The organism is Janthinobacterium sp. SUN128 (assembly GCF_030587275.1).
In the GTDB taxonomy this organism is placed as follows: Bacteria; Pseudomonadota; Gammaproteobacteria; order Burkholderiales; family Burkholderiaceae_D; genus Janthinobacterium; species Janthinobacterium lividum.
On the sequence record NZ_JAPWHY010000002.1, the window covers coordinates 231,675 to 258,632 of the forward strand.

At 63.9% G+C, this 26,958-nt stretch carries 30 protein-coding genes; 11 read left to right on the forward strand and 19 right to left on the reverse strand.

Annotated features, from left to right (window positions below):
* Nucleotides 1-135: 135 nt before the first annotated feature.
* Both O3297_RS21040 and O3297_RS21045 read left to right on the forward strand, forming a co-directional pair.
* A complete protein-coding gene (locus O3297_RS21040) occupies nt 136-1,170 on the forward strand; it encodes a MerR family transcriptional regulator (RefSeq protein ID WP_305049934.1) in 1,035 nt (344 codons plus the stop codon).
* 67 nt (nt 1,171-1,237) lie between these two features.
* On the forward strand, nt 1,238-2,317 hold the full coding sequence (locus O3297_RS21045; RefSeq protein WP_305049936.1) for a hypothetical protein: 1,080 nt from the start codon (nt 1,238-1,240) through the stop codon (nt 2,315-2,317).
* On the opposite strand, the gene O3297_RS21050 is transcribed toward O3297_RS21045, so the two are convergent.
* The 4 genes from O3297_RS21050 to O3297_RS21065 all read right to left on the reverse strand — a co-directional run bounded on the left by O3297_RS21050 (nt 2,314) and on the right by O3297_RS21065 (nt 5,777).
* On the reverse strand, nt 2,314-3,003 hold the full coding sequence (locus O3297_RS21050; RefSeq protein ID WP_034781944.1) for a M24 family metallopeptidase: 690 nt from the start codon (nt 3,001-3,003) through the stop codon (nt 2,314-2,316). The two genes, O3297_RS21045 and O3297_RS21050, sit on opposite strands and share 4 nt — an antisense overlap.
* Before the next feature lie 132 nt (nt 3,004-3,135).
* Nucleotides 3,136-4,113 (reverse strand): GlxA family transcriptional regulator, encoded by a 978-nt coding sequence (locus O3297_RS21055; RefSeq protein ID WP_305049939.1) that lies wholly within the window; start codon nt 4,111-4,113, stop codon nt 3,136-3,138.
* A gap of 3 nt (nt 4,114-4,116) precedes the next feature.
* On the reverse strand, nt 4,117-5,328 hold the full coding sequence (locus O3297_RS21060; protein ID WP_305049941.1) for a D-amino acid dehydrogenase: 1,212 nt from the start codon (nt 5,326-5,328) through the stop codon (nt 4,117-4,119).
* Nucleotides 5,325-5,777, reverse strand: a complete 453-nt coding sequence (locus O3297_RS21065) for a helix-turn-helix domain-containing protein (RefSeq protein WP_092612028.1) — start codon at nt 5,775-5,777, stop codon at nt 5,325-5,327. The genes O3297_RS21060 and O3297_RS21065 overlap by 4 nt, the downstream gene beginning before the upstream one ends.
* 90 nt (nt 5,778-5,867) lie before the next feature.
* Between O3297_RS21065 and O3297_RS21070 the strand changes: the two genes are divergently transcribed.
* Complete coding sequence (locus tag O3297_RS21070) at nt 5,868-7,058, forward strand: MFS transporter (protein WP_305049942.1); 1,191 nt, start codon at nt 5,868-5,870, stop codon at nt 7,056-7,058.
* A gap of 4 nt (nt 7,059-7,062) precedes the next feature.
* Here the strand turns inward: O3297_RS21070 and O3297_RS21075 are convergent, their stop codons facing one another.
* The 4 genes from O3297_RS21075 to O3297_RS21090 form a co-directional block, all read right to left on the reverse strand.
* Nucleotides 7,063-7,758, reverse strand: a complete 696-nt coding sequence (locus O3297_RS21075) for a Crp/Fnr family transcriptional regulator (RefSeq protein WP_034781930.1) — start codon at nt 7,756-7,758, stop codon at nt 7,063-7,065.
* 155 nt (nt 7,759-7,913) lie between these two features.
* Entirely contained in the window at nt 7,914-8,591 is a 678-nt protein-coding gene (locus tag O3297_RS21080; protein ID WP_176382155.1) for a response regulator, read from the reverse strand.
* Between the two features lie 3 nt (nt 8,592-8,594).
* Nucleotides 8,595-9,827 carry an ATP-binding protein gene (locus tag O3297_RS21085; RefSeq protein WP_305049943.1) on the reverse strand — a complete coding sequence of 411 codons (1,233 nt, stop codon included), beginning with the start codon at nt 9,825-9,827 and terminating at the stop codon, nt 8,595-8,597.
* A 64-nt stretch (nt 9,828-9,891) separates the two neighbouring features.
* Complete coding sequence (locus O3297_RS21090; RefSeq protein ID WP_034781925.1) at nt 9,892-10,473, reverse strand: DJ-1/PfpI family protein; 582 nt, start codon at nt 10,471-10,473, stop codon at nt 9,892-9,894.
* Between the two features lie 195 nt (nt 10,474-10,668).
* Here O3297_RS21090 and O3297_RS21095 point away from each other — a divergent pair, with 195 nt between their 5' ends.
* Both O3297_RS21095 and O3297_RS21100 read left to right on the forward strand, forming a co-directional pair.
* Nucleotides 10,669-11,007, forward strand: a complete 339-nt coding sequence (locus O3297_RS21095; RefSeq protein WP_305049946.1) for a hypothetical protein — start codon at nt 10,669-10,671, stop codon at nt 11,005-11,007.
* A gap of 67 nt (nt 11,008-11,074) precedes the next feature.
* Nucleotides 11,075-11,374 (forward strand): antibiotic biosynthesis monooxygenase, encoded by a 300-nt coding sequence (locus tag O3297_RS21100; RefSeq protein ID WP_034781921.1) that lies wholly within the window; start codon nt 11,075-11,077, stop codon nt 11,372-11,374.
* Between the two features lie 8 nt (nt 11,375-11,382).
* Here O3297_RS21100 and pncB read toward each other — a convergent pair whose 3' ends face one another.
* The 3 genes from pncB to O3297_RS21115 all read right to left on the reverse strand — a co-directional run bounded on the left by pncB (nt 11,383) and on the right by O3297_RS21115 (nt 13,862).
* A complete protein-coding gene (pncB, locus tag O3297_RS21105; protein WP_034781917.1) occupies nt 11,383-12,573 on the reverse strand; it encodes a nicotinate phosphoribosyltransferase in 1,191 nt (396 codons plus the stop codon).
* 77 nt (nt 12,574-12,650) lie between these two features.
* Complete coding sequence (locus O3297_RS21110) at nt 12,651-13,514, reverse strand: cysteine hydrolase (RefSeq protein WP_305049949.1); 864 nt, start codon at nt 13,512-13,514, stop codon at nt 12,651-12,653.
* A 123-nt stretch (nt 13,515-13,637) separates the two neighbouring features.
* Nucleotides 13,638-13,862, reverse strand: a complete 225-nt coding sequence (locus tag O3297_RS21115) for a hypothetical protein (protein ID WP_240317608.1) — start codon at nt 13,860-13,862, stop codon at nt 13,638-13,640.
* Nucleotides 13,863-14,028: 166 nt separating this feature from the next.
* Here O3297_RS21115 and O3297_RS21120 point away from each other — a divergent pair, with 166 nt between their 5' ends.
* The gene (locus O3297_RS21120; RefSeq protein WP_092611522.1) at nt 14,029-14,328 is read left to right on the forward strand and encodes a hypothetical protein; all 300 of its coding nucleotides are present in this window, start codon (nt 14,029-14,031) and stop codon (nt 14,326-14,328) included.
* Nucleotides 14,329-14,345: 17 nt separating this feature from the next.
* Here the strand turns inward: O3297_RS21120 and O3297_RS21125 are convergent, their stop codons facing one another.
* Complete coding sequence (locus O3297_RS21125; protein ID WP_305049952.1) at nt 14,346-14,852, reverse strand: nuclear transport factor 2 family protein; 507 nt, start codon at nt 14,850-14,852, stop codon at nt 14,346-14,348.
* A 147-nt stretch (nt 14,853-14,999) separates the two neighbouring features.
* Entirely contained in the window at nt 15,000-15,605 is a 606-nt protein-coding gene (locus O3297_RS21130) for an FMN-dependent NADH-azoreductase (RefSeq protein ID WP_305049953.1), read from the reverse strand.
* 133 nt (nt 15,606-15,738) lie between these two features.
* Here O3297_RS21130 and O3297_RS21135 point away from each other — a divergent pair, with 133 nt between their 5' ends.
* Both O3297_RS21135 and O3297_RS21140 read left to right on the forward strand, forming a co-directional pair.
* On the forward strand, nt 15,739-16,653 hold the full coding sequence (locus O3297_RS21135; protein WP_305049954.1) for a LysR family transcriptional regulator: 915 nt from the start codon (nt 15,739-15,741) through the stop codon (nt 16,651-16,653).
* A gap of 174 nt (nt 16,654-16,827) precedes the next feature.
* Nucleotides 16,828-17,055 (forward strand): hypothetical protein, encoded by a 228-nt coding sequence (locus O3297_RS21140; protein WP_034781896.1) that lies wholly within the window; start codon nt 16,828-16,830, stop codon nt 17,053-17,055.
* A gap of 3 nt (nt 17,056-17,058) precedes the next feature.
* On the opposite strand, the gene O3297_RS21145 is transcribed toward O3297_RS21140, so the two are convergent.
* The 6 genes from O3297_RS21145 to O3297_RS21170 form a co-directional block, all read right to left on the reverse strand.
* On the reverse strand, nt 17,059-17,370 hold the full coding sequence (locus O3297_RS21145) for a MerR family transcriptional regulator (RefSeq protein WP_046685292.1): 312 nt from the start codon (nt 17,368-17,370) through the stop codon (nt 17,059-17,061).
* Nucleotides 17,371-17,373: 3 nt separating this feature from the next.
* Nucleotides 17,374-18,294, reverse strand: a complete 921-nt coding sequence (locus tag O3297_RS21150) for a DnaJ C-terminal domain-containing protein (protein ID WP_034781891.1) — start codon at nt 18,292-18,294, stop codon at nt 17,374-17,376.
* A 132-nt stretch (nt 18,295-18,426) separates the two neighbouring features.
* A complete protein-coding gene (locus O3297_RS21155; RefSeq protein ID WP_305049955.1) occupies nt 18,427-19,125 on the reverse strand; it encodes a beta/gamma crystallin-related protein in 699 nt (232 codons plus the stop codon).
* 159 nt (nt 19,126-19,284) lie between these two features.
* Nucleotides 19,285-20,262, reverse strand: coding sequence for a beta/gamma crystallin-related protein (locus O3297_RS21160; RefSeq protein ID WP_305049956.1), 978 nt, complete (start codon nt 20,260-20,262; stop codon nt 19,285-19,287).
* 102 nt (nt 20,263-20,364) lie between these two features.
* The gene (locus tag O3297_RS21165; protein WP_305049958.1) at nt 20,365-21,237 is read right to left on the reverse strand and encodes a beta/gamma crystallin-related protein; all 873 of its coding nucleotides are present in this window, start codon (nt 21,235-21,237) and stop codon (nt 20,365-20,367) included.
* A 168-nt stretch (nt 21,238-21,405) separates the two neighbouring features.
* Complete coding sequence (locus O3297_RS21170) at nt 21,406-22,083, reverse strand: beta/gamma crystallin family protein (RefSeq protein ID WP_099389454.1); 678 nt, start codon at nt 22,081-22,083, stop codon at nt 21,406-21,408.
* Nucleotides 22,084-22,285: 202 nt separating this feature from the next.
* On the opposite strand from O3297_RS21170, the gene O3297_RS21175 reads away from it, so the two are divergent.
* The 3 genes from O3297_RS21175 (at nt 22,286) to O3297_RS21185 (ending at nt 26,937) form a co-directional block, all read left to right on the forward strand.
* On the forward strand, nt 22,286-23,680 hold the full coding sequence (locus O3297_RS21175) for an MATE family efflux transporter (RefSeq protein WP_305049960.1): 1,395 nt from the start codon (nt 22,286-22,288) through the stop codon (nt 23,678-23,680).
* 18 nt (nt 23,681-23,698) lie between these two features.
* Nucleotides 23,699-24,538 (forward strand): PhzF family phenazine biosynthesis protein, encoded by an 840-nt coding sequence (locus O3297_RS21180; protein WP_305049961.1) that lies wholly within the window; start codon nt 23,699-23,701, stop codon nt 24,536-24,538.
* Between the two features lie 191 nt (nt 24,539-24,729).
* Complete coding sequence (locus tag O3297_RS21185; RefSeq protein ID WP_305049963.1) at nt 24,730-26,937, forward strand: S9 family peptidase; 2,208 nt, start codon at nt 24,730-24,732, stop codon at nt 26,935-26,937.
* Nucleotides 26,938-26,958: the final 21 nt, after the last annotated feature.

The window sequence follows — 26,958 nt, forward strand, 5'->3', positions numbered from 1 at the left end:
ATATACCGTACAAAAAAATGAAGGTCAACGGATTCTTTTATCGGCTTTTTCAGTTCCTCTGCTACATTTCTGCTTGACCCTGACGTTACGTCAGGCGCCATCGTGGTTGCACGCACTGGAGACAAGGAGAAGGTGATGCTGTTGAAAATCGGGGAACTGGCCAGGCTCACGGGCCTGACTATCCGCACCCTGCACCACTACGACAGCATCGGTCTGCTCTCGCCTTCGGCGCGCACGCAAGCTGGCTACCGCCTGTACCAGCACGGCGACATGGACCGGCTGCACCGGATCATGGCGCTGCGCAAGTTCGGGCTGTCGCTGGCCGATATCGCCAACGCCCTCGCCGGCCCGGATCTTCCTTTGCATACCATCGTGGCGCAGCAGATCGCCATGCTGGAACACCAGATCGCGCAGGCTTCCACCTTGCGCGAACGCCTGTGCAGCTTGCAGGCGCAACTGGCGCAGGGACAGGCGCCGGAACTGGCCGAGTGGCTCACCACTATGGAGTTGATGACCATGTACGACAAATACTTTAGTCACGAAGAACTGCAACAACTGCCGCTGCTGTCCGATGCGGCCGTGGAAGAGGAATGGAAAGTACTGGTGGCGCGGGTGCGCGCCGCCATGGAGGCAGGCGCCAGCCCCGGCGATGCGCCGGCGCAGGCGCTGGCCACGGAATGGATGGTCAAGCTGGTGCGCGACACGGGCGCCCATCCGGGCCTGTTCGCGCGCCTGAACGACATGCACGCGCAGGAGCCCATCATGCAGGCCACGACCAGCATCGATGCGCAACTGATGCAGTTCATCCTCGCCGCCTTCAATGCCTCGCGCATGGCGCTGTACCGGCCTTTCCTCGACGAGCAGGAATACGCACACCTGGTGGCCAACTACGGCAAGCGCTCGGGCGAGTGGCCGGCCCTGATCGCCGCCGTGCGCGCCGCCATTGATGCACGCACGCCGCCCACCGACCCGGCCGTGCTGCAGCTGGCGCGGCAGTGGCTGGACCTGTTCCGCTCGTATGCAGGCACGAACCCGGCCACGCAGCTGAAATTCCGCCAGGCGCACCAGCAAGAACCGCGTCTGATGGAAGGCAGCTTCGTCGACGGGGCCATGCTGCAATACCTGGCCGCGGCGATGGCCGTGGTGGCGCAGGAGCGTCCCGCCAAATAAGTTGACGTGTGGCATCTCGTGGGCGCGACCCTGTAGAATCGGCCTTCGCCCACGAGAGGAAAAACCGATGCGCCGCTTTCTGTTTGCTTGCCTGACCCTGCCCGCCCTGCATGCCGCCATGGCTGCCGAGCCGCCCGTGCAAGGGGTGTGGCAGGGCACTGTGGGCAAGGCCAATATCGTGGCTTGCTTCAACCAGCCCAGCCCCACGCAAGGGTCTGATCGCAGCGGCAACTATTACTACACGCGCTACAAGACGCCGATCATGCTGTCCAAGCCGAACGGCAAGGCGCTGTGGCAGGAACTCAACGCCAAGGGCGACACGACGGGCACGTGGAGCCTGGACGCGCCGCAAGACGGCAAGGTTACCGGCACATGGACGGACCCGAAAAGCGGCAAGACCCTGCCCGTGGCCTTGACCCTGCTGGAAGCGGCGGGCGACCGCGAACACCCATCCTGCGCCAGCGATGCCTACAACCTGGCGCTGGAAGCGTTTCCCGGCACCAAGGTGAGCAAACCGATTGCCTTCGAAGGCAAGCAATACCGCAACCTGCAAATCGGCGACACCATCACCGTGGAATTGATCGCGCCCGGCGATGGCGTGGCAAAAATCAATGCGCAGCTGCGCGCCGTGCTGGCCAGGAACAAGAAGGACCTGGCCGACTTCTATGCCACGCGGCGCGAATACCTGGGCCGCAACGGTTTCACGACGGAAGACGAAGTGTATGCGGAGCCCACCTACTGGTCGCCGCGCTGGGTGACGGTCAAGTTCTACCGCTGGCCGGCCGGCTATGGCGCCAGCGGCATCTCCATCAAATTCCGCACCTGGGACGTGAAGACGGGCCAGGAAACGGACGTGTGGAACTGGTTTGGCGCCAGCGCCAGCGATGGCGACGACAAGGCCGAATTGCCGGACCGCCTGCGTCAGGCCCTCTTCAAGGACGTCAAGATCGACGCCGAATGCAAGGGCACGGATTACGACGGCCGCGGCCGCTTCCACCTGTCATTGAAACCCGAAGGCGTGTCCTTCTGGGAAGACTCGAACGGCAGCGGCTGTGAAAACGATTTTTTACTGCCATACAACAAGGTCGGCCCCTTCCTCACCGTCAAAGGCCGCGCCGCGCTCAGCGATCTGCTGCCGAAGAACTAAGCATAGTAGCTGTCATCGAGCAGCATGTCCTCGAAGAAAGCGCCATACGGCAAGGTCGGATGGCGCAGATGGATTTCCAGGATCCAGCGCATCGGTGACGGCGAAAAATCCGCGTCGGCCAGCGCGCCCGCGTAGATCGTCGCGTGCGGGAAGTCGGACACGCGGTGGCCGCCCAGGTCAAAGTTCAATTCCCAGCCCAGCTTGCGCGCTTCCTCTTCTGCGTAGGCATACAGGGCTTGCCCCGTCAGCCTGTCGCGCTGCCACACGGCGCGCACTTGGTGGAACAGGCATTCCGCATCGCGCGCGCAGCGGGCATAGTCCGCCTGCTGTTCGCTGGCGCCCACCGTAAACGTGGCGCCGCCATCGCCTTCCCACGCCTGCACACGCGGTGCGATATCGAGGAAGAAAATGTCGCTCTCTTGCAGGATCACGCCCGGCTCGGAGGCGCGTTTCATCGGTTTCGTGGTATTGCGCCCGAAGCGCACGCGCGTGGGGTGCCAGCTCAGCGCAAGCCCCATGTCCAGCAGCACCTGCTTCGCCATGGCGACGGCGTCTTCTTCCAACATGCCGGGGCGGATGCGCGCGGCGATGGCGGCAATCGCCTCGCGCGTCTTGCGGCGCGCCAGCAGCATGCCGTCCTCGGTATAGGCGGGGCCGACCCGCTCGGCGTCCAGTGTCGTGTGCATGTTTGACTTTCCTCAAGGGCGCGGCCGAAGTGGCGCGCCAGCAGGAAAAGTATAGATTTACGTCCGGCGCAGCGGGGGGCTGGCTGCCGCGCTTTCCGGACAGCATGGCGGGGATTCCTGCCATGCGCAGTATCAGGCTTGCCGGTAACTGGAAAAATGTTGCCGGTATTGCTTGGCCGATACGCCCAGGCGCCGCAGGAATACCGTGCGCAACTGGTCGGCCGTGCCGAAGCCGCAGCGCCAGGCGACGGTTTTCAGCGGATCGCTACTCGCTTCGAGCAGGGCGCGCGCCGCATCGAGCCGGGCGCTTTCGATGAACTGGGCTGGCGTCACACCCAGCTCGCGCACGAAGACGCGGGCAAAGTTGCGCGGACTCATGGCCACCAGCCGCGCCAGGGTGTCCACGTCGAGCGCCTCGCCCAGATGTGCCAGCACGTATTGCTGCGCCTGCGCCACGGGAGAAGCCGCATCCACCACGGGCGTCAGATACGGACTGAACTGCGACTGCCCGCCCTGGCGCTGCGTGTACACCACCAGGCGGCGCGCCACCTGCAGCGCCAGCTGCGCCCCGCCCACCCCGCCTGCTTCGGCCAGCAAGGATAGCGACAGGTCGATGCCGGCCGTTACGCCCGCCGAGCTGACCAGATTGCCGTCATGCACATAGATGCTGTCCGCATCGACCTGTGCCAGCGGAAAACGCGCGGCCAGCGCGGCCGCATCGTTCCAGTGCGTGGCTACTTTTTTACCATCGAGCAAGCCCGCATGGCCCAGCAAAAACGCGCCATTGCAGATGGAACCGTGGCGGCGCGCCTTGCCGGCCGCACTGGCCAGCCAGGCGCTCAGGTCCGCGACAACCGGTTGCGCCGGCAAGCCGGGGCCGCCCGCCACCAGCAACAGGTCATAGGCGTCGTGCGCCTGCGCATAATGCCGGTGCGCGGCCAGGCATAAGCCGTTGGAGCAGCACAGCAAGCCTTCCTGCGTGCCCAGCACCTCGATCCGGTATTGCCGTTCTGGCGGCAGAAAGCTGTTCGCTTCGGCAAACACGTCCATGGGCCCGCTGACGTCGAGCGCCTGCACGCCGGGAAAGATCAGGATGGCGATCGTTGGCATGGCTCAACCCCGCGCCACGGCAGCCACTTGCTGCGCCACCATCTCCGCCGTGGCCGCCGCCAGGGTCCAGCCCAGGTGGCCGTGGCCCGTGTTGTAGTACACGCCCGGCGCCTTGCCCGGCCCCACTTTCGGCAGCATGTCCGGCAGCATGGGGCGCAAGCCAGCCCAGGGAATCACCTTGCGCGTATTGATACCGGGAAAGCACTGCTCGACCCATTGCAGCAGGGGGCGGATGCGGTCGGCGCGGATATCGTGGTTGATGCCGTTGAATTCGGCCGTGCCCGCCACTCTGAGCCGGTCTTCGCCGAGGCGGCTGCTGACCAGCTTGGTGGCATCGTCGAGCAGGCTCACCTTCGGCGACGCCGCGCGGCTGGCAAGGTCATCGAGCTGCACGGTAATCGAGTACCCTTTCACGGGATACACATTCACATGGTCGCCCAGCGATGCGGCCAGGGCGCGGCTGGCCGTGCCCGCGCAAATCACGATGGCGTCGAACAGGGTGCTGTCCTCGCCCACGCTAATGCGCACCTTGCCGTGTTCGCGCGCCAGCGCCGTGACCTGTGCACCATAGCGGCACGCCACGCCCAGGCGCACGCAGGCATCGGCCAGGCCGCTGGTGAATTTGTGGATGTCGCCCGTGGAATCGCTGTCCGTGTAGTAGCCGCCGTAAAACTCGCCCTGCAGCGCCGGCTCGATGGCGCGCATTTCCTGCCGCGTGACGGCGCGCCGCTCCAGTCCGCCCTGCGCCAGCAGGCGCGAGACACCAGCCGCCCGCTCGAAGCCGGCACGCTCCCGGTACACATGCAGGATGCCGGCGCGGCGGTGATCGAAAGCTATATTTTCCTCTTTCGCCCAGGCAAACAAATGTTCGCGCGCGGCGATCGCCATGCGCGCCGTGGCGATGGTGTTGCGCTCGTAGGCGGGCATGGCGGCAAGAAACTCCGCAAACCAGCTCAGCTTGTGCCAGCTGGGCCATGGATGCAGCAGCAGCGGTGCATCGCGCCGCGCCATCCATTTCAAGGCGTTGAGTATCGTTGCCTTGTGATTCCACACTTCCGCATGCGAGGCCGACAATTGCCCGCCGTTCGCGTATGACGTTTCCATGGCGGCATAGCGGTGGCGCTCGATCAGGGTCACGTCCACGCCCCGTTTCGCCAGCGCATACGCCGTGGTCACGCCCGTGATGCCCCCGCCCAGCACGGCCACGCGGCTCATTGCGGCAACACCTTGTGCACGACCGTGTCGCCCGCCTGCAACACGTGCCCATCCGCTGCCAGCACATCCATGCGGCGCACGGGCAAGCCTGAACCGCGTTGCAGCAAGGTGGAATGCGCCTCGCCCGCCTCGAACAAGTGCGCCTCGCTCCACTGGCGCAAGCCTACGACGACGGGAAACAGGGCCAGCCCCTTTTGCGTCAGCACGTATTCCTGGTACGCCGTGCCGTCCGAGGCGGGGGCAACCGTAAAGATGCCCTCCTCCACCAGGGTGTGCAGGCGGTCGGCCAGGATGTTCTTCGCCACGCCCAGGCTTTTCTGGAATTCGCCAAAGCGGCGCATGCCGTCGAAGGCGTCGCGCACGATCAGGAGCGACCAGCGCTCGCCGATCGCGTCAAGCGCGCGCGCCACGGGACAGGGGTCGGTTTTCAGGCTCTTGCGCTTGGCCACGGCATTCTCCAGGATTGACTGGTTGCATTTTAAAACTTCTCGGCGTAGACTCCAACTAGTTTTAATTTGAAACCACTTACATACAAGCCCATGCGCGATACCAACCCACCCATCACGACAGCACTTCCCCCTTCCCTCGTCTGGCTGTTTGCCACGGCGGCCGGCCTCAGCGTGGCCAATGTGTATTACGCCCAGCCTTTACTCGCCACCCTGGCGCACGAATTCGGCATGACGGACGCTGCCAGCGGCATGGTCGTCACGGCCACGCAGCTCGGCTGCGCGCTGGCCCTGCTCTTGCTCGTGCCGCTGGGCGACATGCTGAACCGGCGCCGCCTGACCCTGTTCCAGCTGGGCTTGTTGGCCGTCACGCTGGCGGCGCTGGGCTGCGCCCGTTCCACGGCCGGTTTGCTGGGCGGCATGTTGCTGGTGGGTCTGCTGGGCACGGCCATGACGCAGGGCTTGATCGCCTATGCGGCCAGCGCGGCAGCCAGCCATGAGCGGGGCCGTGTCGTCGGCATGGCGCAGGGCGGCGTGGTGATCGGCTTGCTGCTGGCGCGCACCCTGTCCGGCGTGGTGGCCAATCTCGCCGACTGGCGCGCCGTGTATTTTGTTTCGGCGGCCATCGCTTGCGCCTTGCTGTTGCTGCTGTGGCGCAAGCTGCCGCCGGCGCAGCCGGCCAATCGACGGCTGGGCTACGGCGCCCTGCTCGCCTCGATGCTGGACATGCTGCTGCACCACAAGGTGCTGTACGCAAGGGGCATGCTGGCCCTGCTGATGTTTGCCGTTTTCAATATTTTCTGGAGCGCCCTGGTGCTGCCCTTGACGGCGCAAGGCTATTCGCATGCGGCCATCGGTGCGTTTGGCCTGGTGGGCGTGATCGGCGCGCTGGGCGCGGCGCGTGCCGGGGCGCTGGCCGACGGCGGACGCGCGCAGTGGACGACGGGCGCGGCCCTGTTGCTGCTGCTGGCCGCGTGGCTGCCGCTGAGCTTTGCGGGCGCGGCCCTGTGGCCCTTGATCGTCGGCATCATCGCGCTGGACCTGGCGGGCCAGGCCATCCACGTGACGAACCAGAGCCTGATTTTCAGGCAAGACAGCGACGCGCACAGCCGCCTGGTAGCGTGCTACATGCTGTTTTATGCGGTGGGAAGCGGAGTCGGTGCGATTGCCGCCACCAGCGTGTATGCGCTGGCGGGCTGGCATGGGGTATGCGCGCTGGGCGCGGCGGTCAGCTTGCTCGCCCTGCTGTTCTGGCGACTGACCTTGCCTCCTGAAAAAACTTAGAGGCTTAATTCAGCATGGCCGCGGTAGAACCATGGCGGTACGTTTTCAAGGCGTCCGGCTGGATCTGGATCAGCGAACCGCTGACTTTAATCAAATGCAAGTCCGTCAACTGGTGCAGCACGCGCGACAGGGTGGCGGGCGCCAGGTTCAAAAACGATGCCAGTAAACTTTTCTTCAGGTCCAGTTTGACCTCGTTCGAACGCTGCTGGTCCGACGCCTGCAGCAGGTACTCGACCACGCGCTGGGTGGCGTTCTGCACGGAGCAGCGCTCCACGTTGCGGATAAAACCCATCAGGTGATGCGACAGGCTGTTCATCATCTGGCGCGCGATGCGTGGCGACTGGTCCAGCAGGCGCAGCAGCGCGTGCGGCGGGATGCGCAACAGCAGGCAGTGCTCGAGCGCTTCGGCGCAGAATGGGTACGGTTCATCGAGGAAAATCATGGCTTCGCCGAAGCTCTGGCCCGGACGGATCAATTCCAGAACCTTGTCCGTGCCTTCCATGGAAAACACGCTCAGCTTGACGAGGCCGAAGACGACCACATAGGCGCCTTCCGCCACCTCGCCCTTGCGGAACAGCACTTTGCCTTTTTCCACTTCGACGCGCACGACATCCTGGCGCAATTGCTCTAATTGCGAAGGGGAAATATGGCGGAACAGAGCCTGGCTCGATAGCAAGCCATCGACGTTGACCTTATGCATGACACTCTCTTATTAGATTAGCGAATGACTAAGAGTGTAATGCGCAGGCACGGTCAAGGCCATACGTCAAAGGAACTAGGGTTGTCTAGGCCGGAACGCCATGCAGATCAAACAATCGCGCATTCCTTGCGCACTATTTGCGCGTTGTTTGATCCTTATTTACTCAATTCGCGCTCGACGGCGTAGACGGCGATCTGCACGCGGCTGCTGAGCTTAAGCTTTTTGAGGATGTTTTGCACGTGGATTTTCACCGTGCTTTCGGCCACGTCCAGCTGGCGCGCGATTTCCTTGTTGCTCAGTCCTTGCGCCAGGCAGGCCATGGCTTCGCGTTCGCGCGGCGTCAGTTTGTCATAGTCGGCCTGGGGCGCATTCTGTCCCGCGCGGAACTGCGACACCAGCTTGGCCGTCATGGCGTCGGCAATCACGGATTCGCCGGCGGCGGCCCGGCAGATGGCCTGGCCCAGCTGCTCGGCTTCGATATTTTTCAGCAAGTAGCCGCGTGCGCCAGCGCGCAGGGCCGCGCCCAGGTCTGCCGCGTTTTCCGACACGGTCAGCATCAGCACGATCATCTGCGGCAGGTCCTGCAAGATCAGCTGCAGCGCCTCGACGCCGGACACGCCGGGCATGTTCAAGTCCATCAGCACCACGTCGGGCCGCAGTTCGGCCGTCAGGCGCACGCCGTCAAGCCCGTTCGATGCCTCGCCCACCACCTGGAATTGAGGATTGCGCTGCAACAGCAGCTTGACGCCGCTGCGCAGCAAGGTGTGGTCATCGACCAGCAGGATTTTGATTGGTGCGTTCACTATGTTTGTTGCCTGATAGGGATAAGTCATCTGTTACGCGGCCTGGCGCCGGGCTGCCGGCAAGGCCAGCGAGATCGTCGTGCCGGCGCCGGGCCGGCTGTCGATGGCAAATTGCGCACCGAGCCGCTCGGCCCGTTCCTGCATGATACGCAAACCGATCTGCAATTCCGTTTTCTTGTCGCGCAGGTTGGCGGCAAAGCCTTCGCCATCGTCGCGCACCTGCAGCGCAAAATCGCGCCCGTTCTCCACGCGCAGCGTCACGCTGCCCGCTTGCGCGTGCTTGCGGATATTCGACAGCGCCTCCTGCACGATGAACAGGATCTGCAACTGCTGTTCCGGCGCCAGCGGCGCGCCATTGCCGCTCATCTCCAGGGTTCCCGTGACGCCCGTCTGCAGCTCGAACTTGGCCAGCACTTCCGTGAGCTTGCTTTCGAGGTCGCTGCCATGCCAGCGCGTGCGGAAATTGACCAGCAATTCGCGCACGTCCTGGTAGCTTTGCTCGACGCCCATGCGCATCAGCGGCAACACTTCGGCCGCTTCGTCGAGCTGCCCCCGGCGCACGGAATCGTCGAGCATCTGCACTTGCAGGCTGATGAAATTGAGGCTTTGCGCAATGCTGTCATGCAAGCCTTCGGCCAGCAGGCTGCGTTCGCGCGCCACGGCGAATTCCTTCTCGCGCGCGATCAGGCGCTGGTTTTCGATGGCGATACCCAGGCTCTGGCCCAGGGTTTCCAGCCAGCCCTGCTGCTGCGCCTGCACGGCTTGCGGGCGCGCAAAGTGCAGCGAAAAACTGCCCACCACCTGCTCGCGCGCAAGGATGGGAAAGACAGCGATGGCGATAAAGCCTTCGTCCTGGCAACGGTAGCGCTGCAGCGCATCGACCTGGCGGAAATCGCGGATCTGGATCACGCCCTGCGCCACGGCCGCGCCGCACAGGCAATCGTTGTTGCGGATGCAGTGTTCCTCTTCCACCATGGCATCGGAAATACCCTCGTGCACGATGATGTGCACGGTATCGTGCTGCGGATCGAGAATGCGCACGGTGCCGCCTTCGGCCTGCGCGAACTGCATCACGTGGCGCAGGAAGCCGCGGCACAGCGCATCGATGGCGTGCTGCCCCGCCAGCAAGGTGGAAATCTCGTGCAGGGTGGCCAGCTGGCGTTCCTGCGCGGCGCTCAGGCCCGATGCGGCTTGCGCCAGGCGGCGCTGGCGCCAGCGCGAGGCTGGAAGTTGTTTGCGGGAAGATTGACTGCGCGGCGCATGCATGAAGAACTCGAATCTGAAAAGTGGTGCGCCCGGCAAGCGCTGCGGCCTGCCGGGCTGGTAAAGGTTACAAACGGATCTCGGTACCGAGCAGCTTGACGAACTGCGCCAGCCAGGCCGGATGCGCAGGCCAGGCGGGGGCCGTGACGAACTGGCCATCCGTGACGGCGTCCGTGACGGCGATGTCGGCATACGTGCCGCCCGCCAGTTTCACTTCCGGCGCGCAGGCGGGATAGGCGGAAATGCGCTTGCCGCGGATGACGTCGGCGGCAGCCAGCAATTGTGCGCCGTGGCAGACGGCCGCGACAGGCTTGCCCGCTTCGGCGAAATGGCGCACGGCGGCGATGACTTTCTCGTTCAGGCGCAGATATTCGGGCGCGCGGCCGCCGGCGATCATCACGGCGTCATAGTGGGCCGGGTCGATCTCGTCGAAGCTGGCGTTCAGGGTGAACAAATGGCCCGGCTTTTCTGTATATGTCTGGTCGCCCTCGAAATCGTGGATGGCCGTCTTGATCGTCTCGCCGCTTTTCTTGCCGGGACAGACGGCATGCACGGTATGGCCGAGCATCAGCAGGGCCTGGAAGGGCACCATCGTTTCATAATCTTCTGCAAAATCGCCGGTCAAAAACAGAATTTTCTTCGCTGCCATTTGGTTCTCCTATGAAAGATTGATCCCGCATCCCTGCCTGCAGGACGCACCGCAAGGCGTATCTTAGCGCGACTTGGCAGCCATACTGGATATTTATCAAACTTTTGCGCCTTGATCGAGGATTTTACAGGCTGAGGCAGAATTTTTTACAGGCTCGCCGGTCAAATTCAAATGACACCTTCCGGGAGCCAGACCATGAGCACCGCCACGCATTCCCTTGCCCCATCTGCCCTGATCCGTATCTTCGACCATTTTGCCGAGGCGCAGCAGGCCCGCAGCGCCCTGCTCGACGATGGGTTCCCCGCATACGCCGTGCAGCTCGACACGGTTGACGACGAGGCCGTCCCCACCGTCCCCATACAGGGCAAGGCCGCATGGCGCGGCATGTTCCGCCTCGTCGTGGCCATCGGCATCCCGCAGGAACGGGAACGGGCGCACGCCATCGTGCAGGCATGCAATGGCTGCGACATCGAACAGCGCACGGCCAGCCACGCGGGCGGCCAGCGCGCAAGCGCACAGGCGCTTGCAGGCTGACCTCCGCCCCCCACGCGGCGAAATTATGGCAAGATCAGCATTCCTTCATTCCACAGTGGAACTTGCCATGATTTTTGAAATTGCCCACATCCAGATCAAATCGGCCACGCATGCTGCCTTCGAAGCGGCCGTGACGAAAGCCATCCCCCTGTTCCAGCGCGCACGCGGCTGCGAATCGATGCGCCTGGAGCGCTCGATCGAAAACGGCGATGCCTACCGCCTGGTGGTGGGCTGGACGACCCTGGAAGACCATACCGTGCATTTCCGCGGCAGCGACGACTTCCAGGCATGGCGCGGCCTGGTGGGTGAATTCTTTGCCGCCCCGCCCCAGGTCGAGCACATGAACACGGTAGTGACGGGCTTCTAGCCAGGCACCTACACTGCCGGGTGGTGAAACACTTGCCGTAAATACGCGAGGAAGGTTTCATCCTTGCACAGGGTCTTGCCCGGCGAATCGGACAGTTTCGCCACGGACTGGCCATTGCAGCGCACCAGTTTCATGACGATGTTGAGCGGCGTCAAACCGACATCGTTGGTGAGATTGGTGCCGATGCCAAAGCCCGTCATGATGCGGTCGGCAAAGTGCTGGTACAGCGCAAACGCCTTGTCCAGGTCCAGCCCGTCGGAAAACACGAGGCGCTTGGTATTGGCGTCGATGCGCAGGGCCGCGTAGTGGGCCAGCGCCTTCTCGCCCCACTCGACGGGGTCGCCCGAATCGTGGCGCAAGCCATCGAACAGCTTGGCGAAATACAGGTCGAAGTCGGCAAGGAAGGCATCCATGCCGACCACGTCCGTCAGGGCGATGCCCAGGTCGCCCCGGTATTCCTGTACCCAGTCTTCCAGTGCCGCCTTCTGGAAGTCGCGCAGGCGCACGCCGAAGGACTGGAACGATTGCATGTATTCATGCGCCATGGTGCCGATCGGCACGATGCCCAGCTTTTTCGCCAGGTACACATTCGACGTGCCCTTGAAATATTCGGGCACCTCGCGCGCCAGCCGTTGCACCACCTCGTCATGCCAGGCGCCGGAAAAGCGCCGGCGCACGCCGAAGTCGGAAAACTCGAACGGATGCTTGCGCCGCGGCAGCTTGCCGAATTCCTTGACGGCCGCCACTTTCAAGCCCAGGCGGTGGCGCCCTTCGCGCATGGCCGCATCGAGGTCGAAGCGGCGGAAATACAGTTCGTTGATGATGTACAGCACGAAAATCTCGAAGCCCATCACGTGCACCTGCGGCCCGGCCGCATGCACGAGCAGAGTGTCGCCATCCGTGCTGACGTCGATGAATTTGCGCTGGAAGCGGAACACCGTCAAGAAGTCGACGAAATCGCTCTTCATGAAGCGCAGGGTGCGCAGATAGGCCAGCTCGTCGTCGGCAAACGACATCGAGCATAAATGGTCGAGCTGTTCCTCCAGTTCGCCCTTCAGTTCGGCCAGGGGAAAAGCGGTGGCGTTGCGGCAGACAAATTCGTATTCGGTATGGGTATTCGGATGACCGTGCAGCAATGCTTGCCACATTGTAAATTTATACAGATCGGTTTCCAGCAAACTGCGCACTATCGGGGTCATGTGTGTTTTCTCCAACTTCCTGAAGCCAGAATAGTACGCCACCGCAAGCATTTCAGCAGGGCACGATTAATAATGGCTCAGGCAGCCGCGTTGGCCAACAATTCGGGCAAGACGTCGGCGGAGGTGGCCAGCCGCGCGCCGCGTGCATGCATGGCGGCAAGGAAGTCGCGCTGCTGTGATGCAAAGCCCGTGACGGGGCTCATGCAATCCGTCAGCAAGACCAGGCGCGACAGAGCCGGCTTGCCTTGCTGCGCTTCCAGGTAATCGGCGATGTGCTCGGTGCTGGCTTTCACGCAATGGCTGCCCGCCTCGCCGGTGACATAAATCTGCTGCGCCGGCAGCAGGGTGGCAAGGAAATCCAGGTTCAGCTGGGTAGCCGCATCCTGAGGATCGGGCACTTCCGCCATGACGGCAGAGTAATGCTCGGTCCATGGATTGGAACCCTTGCTCAGCTTGGCCACCACTCGCAGGTTATCCACTTCCCAGGCGTTGTAGGCGGCGCGCACGGCCGCATGGATATTCTGGCCCCAGCTGCCGATCTCGCAATGCACGGGCCACACCATCAATTGATAGCGTCCCGCTTGCTGCAAGGCATCGAGGTAGGCCAGCGCTCGCGGCAAGGCGCCGCTGGCGGCGGGCAGGAACAGGCGGTCGCGCACCTGCTGCGCGCTGATCTGCGTAAACGGCGGCACGGCGCCGCCATCGCCCGTGCGCCAGAAGGCGGGGTGGGCAATGTCGTAGCGGTGGTGGGCGTCGAGGGTCACGCTGATCTGCGTCAGGCCACCGCCCCCTTCGCGGATCAGTTGCGCCACGCGCAGCATGTCGGCGTGGGCGCCAGGCACGGCCAGCGCCGGTGCCGTATCTGGCGGCAGCCAGGCGGCGGGCAAGTCGCAAAAATCGTTTTGCGGATCGATGACAAGCAGGTGCAACTGGCGTTTCATGGCGGTCCTCTGGCGTGGCAATAGTTCGCATGATACGGGCAACTTCGCCGGCGCGCCTGCACCGGCTACGCCAGGACTGTGCTCACTCGCAATAACTTGCGCCGGAACAAGCCACGCGATGGTTCAGGGATGGAAGACGTAACGGCGCTGGCGCCGCTCGACCAGCTTGACGGCCACCTCGCCTGCTTCGGCCATGGCGTCCGCTTCCGTTGTAAACTGGTGGTCGGCCGACACCCGGCGTTTGCGAACCAGATTCATCCGGTGCATGGGATTGGGCGAAGGGGCATAGATGGCGACGTAGGCGCCCCATAGCTTGCAGCCCGGCAAGCGCTCTGCCGTGTAATTCACCTCATAAAAATCAACATACTTTATCGGCACGATGTTCGCTCCAAAAATGACATGGCCGGACAGCTTGTCTCTACGGACTGACGCGGTGAGGGTAAAACCATGCGCTCGCGATTGCTCAGGATACTCAATTCAGCTCTCTTTTTATAACGCGGCACAGGAGAAAAAGATGAATGACTACATTATCTTCATGCACGACGACACGGAAACACCGGTGGACGTCGCCACCTCAGCCTGGGAAGACTACTTCGCCATGCTCAGGGCCAGTGGCCGCTTCTGCGGTGGCAGCTCCATCGGACCCGGTATCTGCGTGCACCAGTCCGGCCAGGCCAGGCCGGTCACGCCACACTTGTCAGGCTATCTACGTGTGCAAGCTGAAAGTATAGACGATGCAAAAAAATTGTTAATCGGAAACCCCGTACTGAACGCAGGGGGGACGGTGGAAATTCGCGAACTGCCGCGCGACTGACGCGGCCTGTCTGGCGCCTATTTTCCCGCCTCGGCCGCGGGATGCATGGACCAGACGACGCTGAGGATTTTCCATTCGCCATCGCGCTTGACCATCTGCCACGCTTCCACGCCATAGTTGGACAATTTGTCGCCGACGAGGAATTCGTAGTCGAAGTTGACCCATGCCACATGGCGGTCCTGGGTGATCTTGACGTTGTAGAATTTTTCTTCCGTGCGCTGCGGTTCGCGCTTGATGAAGTTGGCGAATGCAACATAGCCGGCCGCCCCGACGCCGTCGAAGTGGACGTCCGTCGTGTCGCGCATTTTCTTGATGAAACCGTCGTCGGTCGGCGAGGCGAACAGGATGTTCGTATGCAGCAGCAGCGACGACAGCAGCTTGACATCCTTGGCGATCAAGGCCGCCTGGAAGTCGGCGACGACTTTTTCGATGGCGCGGATATCCTCGGGCGTGGAGGCGTGGCGACCCACGTGAGGCGGCGCAGGTGGCGCGGTCTGCGCCAGCGCCACCCCTGCTGAAAACAAGGAACATCCGAACAATACCGCGCTTGCCAACTTGTGCATGAGGGACTTTCATGGCGAACGGCTCGCCAGGCTGGCACGGGGCGTGCCGCTGGCAAGCTTATGTCAACCATGGCAGATTGGCAATCCCTCTTTGGAACTAGAGCGAACTCAGGCAGCCAGCGCCTCGATCGAGGCACGGCCCTTGGCGATCGCGCTGCTGACGGCTTCCTCGCCCATGGCCACGCCTTCGGCTTGCACGAACTCGATATCCGTGATGCCGATGAAGCCCAGCGCCGTGCGCAGATAGGTGCTCAGGTAGTCATACGCGGCGCCCGGGCCTTCGCTGTAGACGCCGCCGCTGGCCGTGAAAATCACCGCTTTCTTGCCCGTGGCCAGGCCGACCGGGCCCGTCGCCGTGTACTGGAACGTGCGTCCCGCGCGCGCCACGTGGTCGATCCACGCCTTCAGGGTCGAGGGCACGGAAAAATTGTACATGGGCGCGGCCAGCACCAGCACGTCGGCGGCCAGCAATTCATCGACCAGAATATCGGACAATTGCACGGCCGCTGCCGCCTGCGCGCTGCGCTGGTCGGCTGGCGTGAAGAAGGCGCCCATCACCTCTTCCGTCAGGTGCGGCACGGGCTGCGCCGCCAGGTCGCGTTCAACGACGCTGGCGCCTTGCGCGGCCAGTTTGGCGACGAATTCGCCGGACAATTGACGCGACAGGGAACCGCTGCTGCGCACGCTGCTATTGATGTACAAGACTTTGCTCATGAAATGCTCCTTCGAAAACGGTAGACTGGAATGCCGCATCGCGGCCCTTGCACACAGCATAGTTCGGGTCTACCATCGATGAAACCGTATAAATATAAATGATTAGCATCGAATTTTTAGATATGGAGTCACCATGAGAGAACCGGGCCAGCCTTCGCTCGACCAGTTGCGCGTGTTTGTCGCCGTCATCGACGCGGGCGGCTTCGCCCACGCGGCGCGCCAGCTGCACCGCACGCAATCGGTGATCAGCTACACCATCGCCAACCTGGAAGAACAACTGAATGTGGTGCTGCTCGACCGCAGCAAGCGCAAACCCACCCTGACTGACGCGGGCAAGGCCCTGCTGGCCGACGCGCGCGCCGTGGCCCTGAAGGTCGACGGCATGCGCGCACGCGCCAAGGCGCTGGCGGGCGGGCTGGAAGCAGAAGTATCGGTCGTGGTGGACGTGATGTTTCCCACCTGCGTGCTGGTGCGCGTCTTGGAAGCGTTCCAGGCGCAGTTCCCCACCGTCGCCCTGCGCCTGCGCATCGAAGCCATGGGCGCCGTGGCGCAGCTGGTGATGGATGGCAGTTGCCACATCGGCCTCGGTGGCTGGATGACGGCCACGGCCAGCGTCTTCGAGCGCCTCGCCGTCGGCCACGTGCGCCTGATTCCCGTGGCCGCCCCCAGCCACGCGCTGGCGCAGCAGGCAGGGCCGATTGCCTCCAGCGTGGCGCGCGAGCACGTGCAACTGGTGCTCAGCGACCGCAGCGTGCTGACGGAGGGCCAGGATTTTGGCGTGCTGGGATTGCGCAACTGGCGCCTGGGCGACCTCGGTTCCAAGCACGCGCTGCTGCGCGCAGGCCTGGGCTGGGGCAACATGCCCGAAGCGATGGTGCGGGAGGACTTGGCCGAAGGCCGCCTGGTGCACCTGCCGCTGGCCGTCGACAATGGCGAGAATTACCCGATTTACCTGATCCAGCGCGCCGACACGCCGCCGGGCCAGGCGGGCAAGTGGCTGACGGAGCGGTTTGCGGAGCAGTTGCCGCTGCTGGCCCAAGGGTTTTAAACGCCAAACAAAACCTACTGCGCGTCGCGCTTTGCGGCCTGCGATGCTCACCGTACTAAAGTACGGTTGCGCTTCTTAGCCACAAATCGCTGCCGCTCGCTACGGTTTTGTTAGGCGTTGTGAGTTCACAATTGACACAGGTATGATGCGGGTAACACTTTAATAAGGAACCACATGGCCGGCATCGACGACTTCGTCAACAAACAAAAACCTGGCGCGCGCTTCGTCATCACGGCGCAGATGCTGCGCATGACGCCGCAGCAGTTCGACTCGCTGGCGCAGGAATGGATGGAAGACGGCGGCCCCGGCTTCGACGTGGCCGGCATCCCGCACCGGGTCGTCGTCAATGGGCAATTCTATATCGGCAGACTCACCGTGCAGCGGCACGGCGAGCCTGCATAAGGACTACTCGACGCCCAGCACGTGCAGGCGGCGGCGCAAACGCGCCACTTCTTCCGACAGGTCGACCACCAGCGCGGCCAGTTCGGCGTTCGCGTCGAACACGGATTCGATTTCGTGCAGGCGGCGCGCGCGCACCAGGTCCAGGCTGGTGAAGCGCCAGGCCGTCAGCTGCCCCGCCGGCGGGCCATTTTGCAGCAGCACGCCCGTCTGCACGTGCTGCACCACCCAGTCCGGTTCCACGGCGCAGGCGCGCGCCAGTTCTTCCAGGCTCAGGGCACGGTCTTCGAGCAATTCGCCAATTACCTTGTTTGTCATGATTTACCCTCCCAGCTTCTGGCGCGGATTGAAAGCCATCTCGCGCGCCATGGTTGCATACAGTTCGCGCGCCTTGTCGTCGTTCGCCGGCGGCAGCACCACTTCCAGCAGCAGATACAGGTCGCCCGGCTGGGCGGCGGGAATGCCGCGCCCTTTCAGGCGCAGCTTGCGCCCCGTCTGCGAATTGGGCGGCACGCTGACGGACACCGTGCCAGATGGCGTGGGCACGTCGATTTCGCCGCCCAGCGCCGCTTCCCATGGCGTGACGGGCACCGTCTCGAACACGTCGCGCCCTTCCACCTTGTAGCGCGCATCGGGCCGGAAGCGGATCTCCAGGTACAAATCACCGGCGGGAGCGCCGCCACTGCCGGGATTGCCCTGCCCTTTCATGCGCAGCTGCTGTCCTTCCGTGACGCCTTTCGGTATCGTCACTTCCAGGGTACGCTCGCGCGTTACCACGTGGCCTTGCGCATCCGCTTCGGGCACGCGCATGACGATGTGCCGCTTGGCGCCCTGGTAGCTGTCCTGCAGGTCGATGGTGATGGCCGCGTGGCTGTCCTCGCCCTGCATCTGGAAGGTGCTGTTGGCGCGGCGCCGGCCGCCCACGTGGGCGAACAGGTCGGCAAAGAAATCGCTGTCGTCGGCGCCCGACGATTCGTAGCCCGAACCCCAGTCCGGCGGCGGACGGAAGGGCTGGCCCTGCGCGCCCTGGTTACGGCCCAGTTCATCGTAGGCGGCGCGCTTTTCCGCGTCGCCCAGCACGCCATAGGCCTCGTTCAGGGCCTTGGTGCGCTTGTCGGCGTCCGGTTCCTTGCTCACGTCGGGATGGTATTTGCGCACCAGCTTGCGGTACGCCTTCTTGATCTCGGCCTCGGTCGCCGTCTTCTCGACGCCCAGTTCCTTGTAGTAGTCCTTGTATTCCACCGTGCTTGCTCCCCATGGTTGAACTGCCTATGGGAAGAGTACACGAATTGGCGCCGACAGCGCGTGCGCACAATACAACACCGCCCGCGGGGCACGGGGCGCGCGGGCGGTGAAAATGGTAGCGGAAAATGTCTAGCGCACGCGGCGCACCGAGGAAATGCGGCGGTCCAGGCCTCCATGCAGGCGGCCATAGCTGCCTGGCCCCATCACCACGCAGCGGCCACGGAAATTGGCATCGACGCAGAACTCCCACCGGCCGTAATTGACGACGATCGATTCGGCGCGGTCGTTGAAGCCATAGCGGTTCAAGTCATGCACTTCGCGGTCCAGGCGCACGGGCCGTCCGCGCATGCCGGCGTCAGGGAACATCAGCACGGCGCCATTCATGTCGGGACGGTGGCCGCCGCCGTGGCCGGGATAACCTGGATGGCCGGGATAAGGACGCTCCGGCTCCGGACGCGGAGGGCGCGGCGGATAGGGACGGTGATCGGGGCGGTGGTCGCCGCCATGGCCCGGGCGGCCCGCTTCGCGCACCGAAGAGATGGCGTCGTTCATGCCCGGCATGCTGCTGTAGCGGCCCGGTCCCAGGGTGCGGCAGTTGCCCCGGTAATTGGCGTCCTTGCACACTTCCCAGGTACCCGAGCGCACGATCACGCTGGAGGTCTTGTCGTTAAAGCCCATGCGCGACAAATCGCCCGCGTCGGAACGCAGGGTGACGGGACGGCCGCGGAAACCGGCGTCCTCGAACAGGGTGATTTCACCCGCGGATGCGGCAAGGGGGGCGAGGAAGGTGGCGGCGCACAACAGCGCGGGGCGGAAAGATCGAACCATGACAACTCCAATACTGAGACATTTTCGCCAGTGTAGTCCAGGCGGCAGGCGGCGAGTGTAACAAAGGGCAAGCAAATGTCAGCACACGGCTGGGAATGTAAAAGCCGCCTGGCGGGGCATTCCCGGCAGGCGGCCTGTCAGCACGGCGTCAGGAAGCGGTCAGCGCACGCGGCGCAGCGAGGAAATCTGGTTTTCCATAGCGTTCAGGCGTCCATATTCGCCCGGCCCGATCACTTCGCAGCGGCCGCGGAAATTCGAATCGCTGCACACTTCCCACTGGCCCTCGTTGACGACGATGGACGAGGCGCGGTCATTGAAATTGAGACGCACCAGGTCTTCCGTGCTGCGGTCCAGCGCCAGCGGTTCGCCGCGCATGCCCGCCTCGGGGAACAGCAGGACGGCGCCGCGCTGCTGGTACTGCGGCTGCTGGTATTGCGGATACTGCTGCTCGTACTGCGGCCGCTCATACTGCTGCTGGCGGCGCGCTTCGCGCTCGTCGACCATGCGCGCCGAGGAGACGCGCCCGTCAAGGCCGCGCCCCAGGTCGTCGTGGCGGCCGGGGCCGAAAATGCGGCAAGTGCCCTGGTAGTTCGAGTCGCTGCACAGCTGCCAGTAGCCGTTATAGATGACGATGCTGCTGGTGCGGTCGTTGAAACCGATGCTGACGAAATCGTCCGTGTCGCGGTTCAGGCGCGCCGAGCCGCCATTCTGGCCGGCGCCCGAATACACTTCCAGGCTGCCGCCACGGCCATAGCCGCCATGGCCACGGTCTGGGTCGCGGCCCGGGCGTCCCGGATTGTAGCCATCGCCGCGCCCCGTTTCGCGCACCGAGGTGATGGCGTCGTTCATGCCTGGCAATGAGCGGTATTCGCCTGGCCCCAGGCTGCGGCAATTGCCGCGAAAGCCGGAGTCCGTGCACACATCCCAGGTACCCGAACGCACCATGATGCTGGACGCCTTGTCGTTGAAGCCCTGGGGCGACAGGTTGTCCGTCGTTTCGCGCAGGGTCACGGCGCGGCCACGGAAATTATCATCCTCGAACAGGGTGATCTCGCCCGCATGGGCGCCGGCATGGGCCGCCAGCGACAGCAGCAAGGTTGCGGTGCATGCCGCAGCATGTTTGAAAGGGCCCGTCATGATTAACTCCATTCTTCATTCTTTGGTGATGATTTGCCTGGCGCTTGCGCCAGGATGCTAGTGTAACAAATACAAGGCCACGGGCAAAACTCGATCACACGCTCAATACAGGCGGCGCAGCGAGGAAATGCGCTTGTCCAGCGTCGTGCCCAGGGTTTCATACTTGCCCGGGCCCATGCGCTCGCAGGTGCCGTTGAACTGCGAGTCCGTGCACACTTCCCAGGTGCCTTCGTTGATGGTCATGGAGCCGGCCTGGTCGTTGAAATTCAGGCGCACCAGGTCGCTGACGTCGCGGTTCACCTGCAGCCCCGGGCCCTTCAGGAAGGCGCGGCCGTACAGCACCACCAGGCCTTCGTCGTTTTGCGGCCGGTTCTCTTCGCGCGGATCGACCAGGCGCGCCGACGATACGCGCCCGTTCAGGCTGCCCAGGTCATCGTGGCTGCCAGGTCCGAACACGCGGCAGCTGCCACGGTAATTGGAATCGCTGCACAGCTGCCAGTAGCCATGCTCGATGCGCGCGCTGCTGGCGCGGTCATTGAAGCTGATGTCGACCAGGTCGTCACGGTCCGCATTCACGCCGGCCGAGGCGCCGCGCTGGCCGCCGTCGGCATACAGTTCCAGCGCCGCGCGGCGACCACCGCTGCTACCGCTACCCTGCCCGCCGCCGATTTCGCGCACGGACGAGATCTTGTCGTTCATGCCCGGCAGCGAGCGATAGTCACCCCGTTCCAGCGTCTTGCAATCGCCCTTGAAATCGGCGTTCGTGCACACTTCCCAGCTGCCCGCATCGACCTGGATGCTCGACACGGTGTCATTGAAACTGACGCGCGACAAGTCATCCGTCGTATCGCGCAAGACGACTACGCGTCCTTTGAAATTATCATCGGTGTACAGGCGGATTTCGCCGGCCTGCGCCGCGAGATGGACAAACAGCGAGCTGGCGCACAGCAGTGCAAAGGCGAATGGGCGATTCATGGGGCGGTCTCCGGTGGCGGCAAAGCTTAGTGATCGACATGACAACTGATGTCAGTGTAGCCATCCGTAGAAAAAACGGTGTAACAAAGTATGGGAAAAGCACAATAAATTGTTACCAAAAGCAATAACCGGCCCCGGCAGGGACCGGCCGTTCCTGCCCGCTTGGCGTCAGCGCACTTCGCGCACGGACGAGATGCGGTTGCTCATGCGCTCCAGGCTCGCGTATTCACCGGGGACCAGTGTCCGGCAACGGCCACGGAAATCCACGTCCTCGCACACTTCCCAATAGCCGGAGCGCACGCGCACGCTTTGCACCGTATCGTTGAAATCGCGCTCGCGCAAATCGGCCGAGGCGTTGCGCACGGTCAAACTGCGGCCGGCGAAATCGTCGCGCGTATAGAAGGTCAGTTCACCGCCCAGCGAGCGCCCTGGCAAATGGCCGTGCTCACGGTCGCGGTCCCGGCGGCCGTCCCAGTCGCGCCCACGGTCACGATCACCGTCGCGATCGCGGCCCGGATGACCACCCCAGCCGCCGCGCACTTCGCGCAGCGAGGTGATTTTGTTGGCGCGGCCATCGAGCGAGGGATACTCGCCCGCCTCCAGCAGGAAGCAGGCGCCGCGGAAATCGGCTTCCTCGCATGCTTCCCAACGGCCCGAGCGCACGCGGATGCTTTGCGTCGTGTCGTTGAAACGGACATCTTCCAGGTCGGCGACGGCGTCGCGCACGGTCTGCGAGCGGCCGTGATAATCGTCGCGCGAATACAGGGTCAGTTCGCCGGCGCCGGCCAGTTCGGCCGTCATGGCGGCGCCCAGCAACAGGGCGCAATTCAAGGCTTTCTTCAACATGGTCTTACTCCATAGTCAGGGTACTGCGGTTGACTATTTGGTCATTTTGCCAAATAGAGCACGCAGTCTATCCGCGACCGGTCCACTTAGCTGTAACAAATGATTACCGCGCCCGGCGCCCCTCCGGGCATCTCCCGGGAGCGGCGGCGGACAAGCACGGCGAATGCCGGTAGAATCTTGTGTTTAGTCAAGCTTGCCGCCCATGCCACACACTACCTCGTTCACCCTGCCCGCCATCCGCACTGAAGTCTCGTCTCTGTGGAAGCTGGCCTGGCCCATCCTGATCGGCCAATTGGCCACCGTCGGCATGGGCGCGGCCGACGTGGCGATGACGGGGCATACGAATCCCGAGGAACTGGCCGCCGTGTCGCTGGGCGCGGCCATCTGGTCCATCGTGCTCGTCACCGTGAGCGGCATCATGATGGCGATCAATACCCTGGTGGCGCATGAAATCGGCGCCGCGCGGCACGACCGGGTGCCGCACATCGTGCGCCAGTCGCTGTGGAAGGCGCTGCTCGTGGGCCTCGTGGCTTGTTTGCTGACGAACATGGCGGCGCTGGTATTCGACCACCTGATGCTGGAACCCGCCGTCGCGGCCAAGGCCAAGCTGTTCGTGCATATCATCAGCTGCGCGCTGCCGCCGTTCGCCGCCTACCGCGCCCTGTACGGCTACAGCACCAGCATCAACCAGACCAAGCCCGTGATGGTCATCGCGCTGGCCGCACTGGGCCTCAATATCCTCGTCAACTACCTGCTGATCTACGGCCACTGGGGCATGCCGAAGATGGGCGGCGTGGGCTGCGCCGTGGCCACCACCTGCTGCGTATGGATGATGCTGCTGGCCATGCTGGCCTGGATCAGGATCGCGCCCGCCTACCGCGCCACGTATCCGTTCACGCACTGGGAATGGCCGCAGCTGTCGTCCATCGGCCCCATGCTGCGCCTGGGCCTGCCCATCGGCGTGACCTACTTTGCCGAGGTCAGCGCCTTTGGCGTCATCAGCCTGCTGGTGGCGCGCTTCGGCGTGATCCAGGTGTCGGCGCACCAAATCGCCCTGAATTTCTCGTCCGTCGTCTTCATGGTGCCGCTCACGTTCGGCATCGCGCTGGTCACGCGCGTGGGCCACGCCGTGGGCGAAGCCAATCTGCGCCGCGCGCGCTTCATTTCGTGGGTGGGCGTGGCCATGTCGCTGACGGCGGCCATCGTTTCGGCTGCCGTCATCACCATCTTCCGCCACCAGATCGCGCAAGCCTACACGTCCGACCCGCAGGTGCAGGCCCTGTGCGCGCAGCTGCTGCTGTTCGCCGCCCTGTTCCAGCTGTCCGACGCGACGCAGGTGGCCACTTCCTGCGCCATCCGCGGCTACAAGGTGACGCGCCAGCCGATGCTGATCCAGTTGCTGGCGTTCTGGGGCTTCTCGCTGCCGATCGGCTACGTGCTGGGCCTCGCGCCGTCCGGCTTCATCTGGTCGCCGGCCGAGCCGATGGGCGCCGCCGGTTTCTGGATCGGCCTCGTCACGGGCCTGACGGTGGCGGCCGTGCTGCTGACCTGGTATTTGAACCGCTTGTCGCTGCAGCGCCTGCGCACAGCCCGATAAGCCAGCGAGGAAGCCACCATGCCGCAACAACGCCCCTTCAGGCAAGTCGATGTCTTCAGCGCGGTGCCCTTCCTGGGCAATCCGCTGGCCGTGGTGCTCGACGCGAATGGCCTCGATGACGCGCAGATGCAGGCGATCGCGCGCTGGACGGGCCTGTCGGAAACCACCTTCGTGCTGGCGCCGCGCGATCCCGCCGCCGATTACCGCGTGCGGATCTTTTCGCCCGAGATGGAATTCCCGTTCGCCGGCCACCCGACCCTGGGCACGGCGCATGCCCTGCTCGATGCGGGCATGCAGCCCAAGGGCGCGCGCATCGTGCAGGAATGCGGCGTCGGCCTGGTGCCGATAGAACGCGGCGCCGGCGGCTTGCTGGCGTTCCAGGCGCCGCCCTGCACCGCACGCACGCTCCCCTCTGCGCTGCTGCCGCTGCTGCAAACGGCGCTGAGCGACGCGGCGGCCGCTGGCGGCACCATCGTCGACATGGGCATCCGCTGGCTGTGCGTGCCGCTGCCGGACGCCGCGGCCTGCCTGGCCGTCCATGCCGACATCGCGGCACTGACGGCATTGCTGGCCGCGTCAAGCGCTGACGGACTGGCGCTCTACGGCGCGCACGGCGCCGGCGGGCCGGCCGATTACGAAGTGCGCGCTCTGCTCAGCGAGCACGGCGCACTGGTCGAGGATCCCGTCACGGGCAGCGCCAACGCCTGCATCGCGCACCTGCTGGCGGGCGCCGACTACCGCGTGCGCCAGGGTACCTGCCTTCAGCGCGACGGCCGCGTGTCCGTCAATTTCCGCGATGGCCACGCCTGGATAGGCGGCGCATGCCTGAGCGTGGTCGCAGGGTCGATATTGGCCTGACCAGGCAAAGCGCCATGGAATGAGTGGCGATCGGATATTTCCATCGAAGGAAATACGGCCAGGAACGCCTTATTCCGTGGCCGGAGCTATCGCATAAACAGGCACGCTCTGGTATCGTCTTACGCTTAGGCAACGCTCAAGCGCGCCTTTTGCATGCAGAGCCATTCATTCCTCCAACTACCGAGACATCCATGCGTTTTATTCTTTGTTTTCTGGCCGCGATGGCCAGCGTTCCCGCATCGGCTGAAAAGCTGACCCTGGAACGCATCCACGCCGATCCGGCGCTGGCCGGCCCCGGCGTGCGCAACCTGAAGGTCTCGCCCGACGGCGAGCGCGTCACGTTCCTGCGCGGCCGCGCCGACAACCAGTTCCAGCTCGACCTGTGGGAATTCAAGCTGAAGGACAAGAGCACGCACCGCCTGGTCGACTCCAAGGCGCTGGTGCCGAATGAAACGATTTCGCCCGAAGAGCAGGCGCGCCGCGAACGCGAGCGCACGGCCAGCCTGAACGGCATTCTCAGCTACAGCTGGTCGCCCGATGGCAAGCAGCTGCTGGTGCCGCTGGCCGGCAATCTGTACCTGGTCGACGCGGCCCACCCGGACAAGGCGCGCCTGGTCGCCAAGGGCAATGTGCTCGACCCAAAAATCTCGCCGAAAGGCCGCTATGTGTCGTTCGTGCGCGACCAGAACATCTATGTCATCGACCTCAAGACAAACAAGGAACGCCAGCTGACCACCGATGGCAAGGGCACCATCCGCAACGGCGAAGCCGAATTCGTGGCGCAGGAAGAAATGGGCCAGCGCACCGGCTACTACTGGGCTCCCGACGATTCCGCCATCGCGTATAAGCGCTATGACGAAGCTCCGGTGCCCGTCGTGCGCCGCTTCGAAATCTTCGCCGACCGCACCGACGTCGTCGAGCAGCGCTACCCGGCTGCCGGCGACCCGAACGTGCTGGTGCAACTGCTGATCGTCTCGCCGGAAACGGGCGCGCAGCGCCAGGTGGACCTGGGCACGAACCCGGACATCTACCTGGTGCGCGCCGACTGGAGCGCGGACAGCAAGTCGCTCGTGTACCAGCGCCAGTCGCGCGACCAGAAGACCCTCGACCTGGTGGCAGTTGACGCAGCCACCCTGGCGCAGCGCACCCTGCTGACGGAAACGTCGAAGACCTGGGTCAGCATCCATGACGACCTGCGCTTCCTGTCGAACGGCACCTTCCTCTGGTCGTCCGAACGCACGGGCCGCAACCATCTGTATTTGTACGACATGGGCGGCAAGCTGCTGCACCCGGTCACTTCCGGCGCATGGGGCATCGACAGCGTGCTGGCCGTGAACCAGAAGACGGGCAAGGTGTTCGTCTCGTCGAACCGCGACGCGGTGATCGACAAGCAGACCTACGCGCTGGCCCTCGATGGCAGCACGGCCGACAAGCCGCAGCGCGTGACGAAAGCCGATGGCTGGCACGACACGACGTTCTCGCGCAATGGCGAAGTGTTTGTCGACACGTACTCCGACCCGGCCACGCCGCCGCAAGTGAGCATCCGCCGCCCGGACGGCGCCATGGTGGGCTGGCTGGAAGAAAACGCGCTGAACGCCAGCCACCCATACGCGAAATACAAGGCGGACCACCTGCCGACGGAATACGGCACCCTGAAAGCCAACGATGGCCAGACGCTGTACTACTCCATCGTCAAGCCATCGAACTTCGACGCAAGCAAACGCTACCCCGTCTACCTGTCGACGTATGGCGGCCCGCACTCGCAGCACGTGGCTCGCCGCTGGGGCAACAACTTCGACCAGTACATGGCGCAGCAGGGCTTTGTCGTCTTCCGCCTCGATAACCGCGGCTCGTCGCGCCGCGAGCGCGCATTCACGGACGCCATCTACCACAACCTGGGCGCGGCCGAAGTGGCAGACCAGCTGGTCGGCATCGACTGGCTGGGCAAGCAAAGCTTCGTCGATGCAAAACGCATCGGCGTGTTCGGCTGGAGCTACGGCGGCTTCATGACCCTGCGTTTGCTGTCGGCGGCATCGGACAAGATCGCCATGGGCGTCTCGGTGGCGCCCGTCACCGACTGGTCGCTGTACGACACCCACTACACGGAGCAATTCCTCGGCATGCCGAAGGAAAACGTCGATGGCTACAAGGCCAGTACCGTGTTCGCCCACCTCGACGGCCTGAAGTCGCCGCTGCTGCTGGTGCACGGCATGGCCGACGATAACGTCCTGTTCAGCAACAGCACGCGATTGATCGACGCGCTGGTGAACCGCGGCGTGCAGTTCGACCTGATGACGTATCCGGGCGCCAAGCACGGCATCTCGTCGCGCGCGGGCCAGCGCCACGTGTACAAGAAAATCGAGATGTTCTTCAAGCAGAACCTGGGCGTAGCGAAGTAAAACGTACCCACAAATAAAAAC

Excerpts from the sequence above, each read along its gene's own strand:
- pncB (WP_034781917.1), bottom strand. The coding sequence starts at position 12,573 with ATGACCCCGATAGTGCGCAGTTTGCTGGAAACCGATCTGTATAAATTT.
- O3297_RS21045 (WP_305049936.1), top strand. The coding sequence starts at position 1,238 with ATGCGCCGCTTTCTGTTTGCTTGCCTGACCCTGCCCGCCCTGCATGCC.
- O3297_RS21085 (WP_305049943.1), bottom strand. The coding sequence starts at position 9,827 with ATGCATGCGCCGCGCAGTCAATCTTCCCGCAAACAACTTCCAGCCTCG.
- O3297_RS21040 (WP_305049934.1), top strand. The coding sequence starts at position 136 with ATGCTGTTGAAAATCGGGGAACTGGCCAGGCTCACGGGCCTGACTATC.
- O3297_RS21130 (WP_305049953.1), bottom strand. The coding sequence starts at position 15,605 with ATGAGCAAAGTCTTGTACATCAATAGCAGCGTGCGCAGCAGCGGTTCC.
- O3297_RS21050 (WP_034781944.1), bottom strand. The coding sequence starts at position 3,003 with ATGCACACGACACTGGACGCCGAGCGGGTCGGCCCCGCCTATACCGAG.
- O3297_RS21160 (WP_305049956.1), bottom strand. The coding sequence starts at position 20,262 with ATGACGGGCCCTTTCAAACATGCTGCGGCATGCACCGCAACCTTGCTG.
- O3297_RS21110 (WP_305049949.1), bottom strand. The coding sequence starts at position 13,514 with ATGAAACGCCAGTTGCACCTGCTTGTCATCGATCCGCAAAACGATTTT.
- O3297_RS21100 (WP_034781921.1), top strand. The coding sequence starts at position 11,075 with ATGATTTTTGAAATTGCCCACATCCAGATCAAATCGGCCACGCATGCT.
- O3297_RS21175 (WP_305049960.1), top strand. The coding sequence starts at position 22,286 with ATGCCACACACTACCTCGTTCACCCTGCCCGCCATCCGCACTGAAGTC.
- O3297_RS21080 (WP_176382155.1), bottom strand. The coding sequence starts at position 8,591 with ATGACTTATCCCTATCAGGCAACAAACATAGTGAACGCACCAATCAAA.
- O3297_RS21135 (WP_305049954.1), top strand. The coding sequence starts at position 15,739 with ATGAGAGAACCGGGCCAGCCTTCGCTCGACCAGTTGCGCGTGTTTGTC.
- O3297_RS21170 (WP_099389454.1), bottom strand. The coding sequence starts at position 22,083 with ATGTTGAAGAAAGCCTTGAATTGCGCCCTGTTGCTGGGCGCCGCCATG.
- O3297_RS21120 (WP_092611522.1), top strand. The coding sequence starts at position 14,029 with ATGAATGACTACATTATCTTCATGCACGACGACACGGAAACACCGGTG.
- O3297_RS21140 (WP_034781896.1), top strand. The coding sequence starts at position 16,828 with ATGGCCGGCATCGACGACTTCGTCAACAAACAAAAACCTGGCGCGCGC.
- O3297_RS21090 (WP_034781925.1), bottom strand. The coding sequence starts at position 10,473 with ATGGCAGCGAAGAAAATTCTGTTTTTGACCGGCGATTTTGCAGAAGAT.
- O3297_RS21060 (WP_305049941.1), bottom strand. The coding sequence starts at position 5,328 with ATGAGCCGCGTGGCCGTGCTGGGCGGGGGCATCACGGGCGTGACCACG.
- O3297_RS21165 (WP_305049958.1), bottom strand. The coding sequence starts at position 21,237 with ATGAATCGCCCATTCGCCTTTGCACTGCTGTGCGCCAGCTCGCTGTTT.
- O3297_RS21055 (WP_305049939.1), bottom strand. The coding sequence starts at position 4,113 with ATGCCAACGATCGCCATCCTGATCTTTCCCGGCGTGCAGGCGCTCGAC.
- O3297_RS21070 (WP_305049942.1), top strand. The coding sequence starts at position 5,868 with ATGCGCGATACCAACCCACCCATCACGACAGCACTTCCCCCTTCCCTC.
- O3297_RS21095 (WP_305049946.1), top strand. The coding sequence starts at position 10,669 with ATGAGCACCGCCACGCATTCCCTTGCCCCATCTGCCCTGATCCGTATC.
- O3297_RS21145 (WP_046685292.1), bottom strand. The coding sequence starts at position 17,370 with ATGACAAACAAGGTAATTGGCGAATTGCTCGAAGACCGTGCCCTGAGC.
- O3297_RS21185 (WP_305049963.1), top strand. The coding sequence starts at position 24,730 with ATGCGTTTTATTCTTTGTTTTCTGGCCGCGATGGCCAGCGTTCCCGCA.
- O3297_RS21155 (WP_305049955.1), bottom strand. The coding sequence starts at position 19,125 with ATGGTTCGATCTTTCCGCCCCGCGCTGTTGTGCGCCGCCACCTTCCTC.
- O3297_RS21180 (WP_305049961.1), top strand. The coding sequence starts at position 23,699 with ATGCCGCAACAACGCCCCTTCAGGCAAGTCGATGTCTTCAGCGCGGTG.
- O3297_RS21075 (WP_034781930.1), bottom strand. The coding sequence starts at position 7,758 with ATGCATAAGGTCAACGTCGATGGCTTGCTATCGAGCCAGGCTCTGTTC.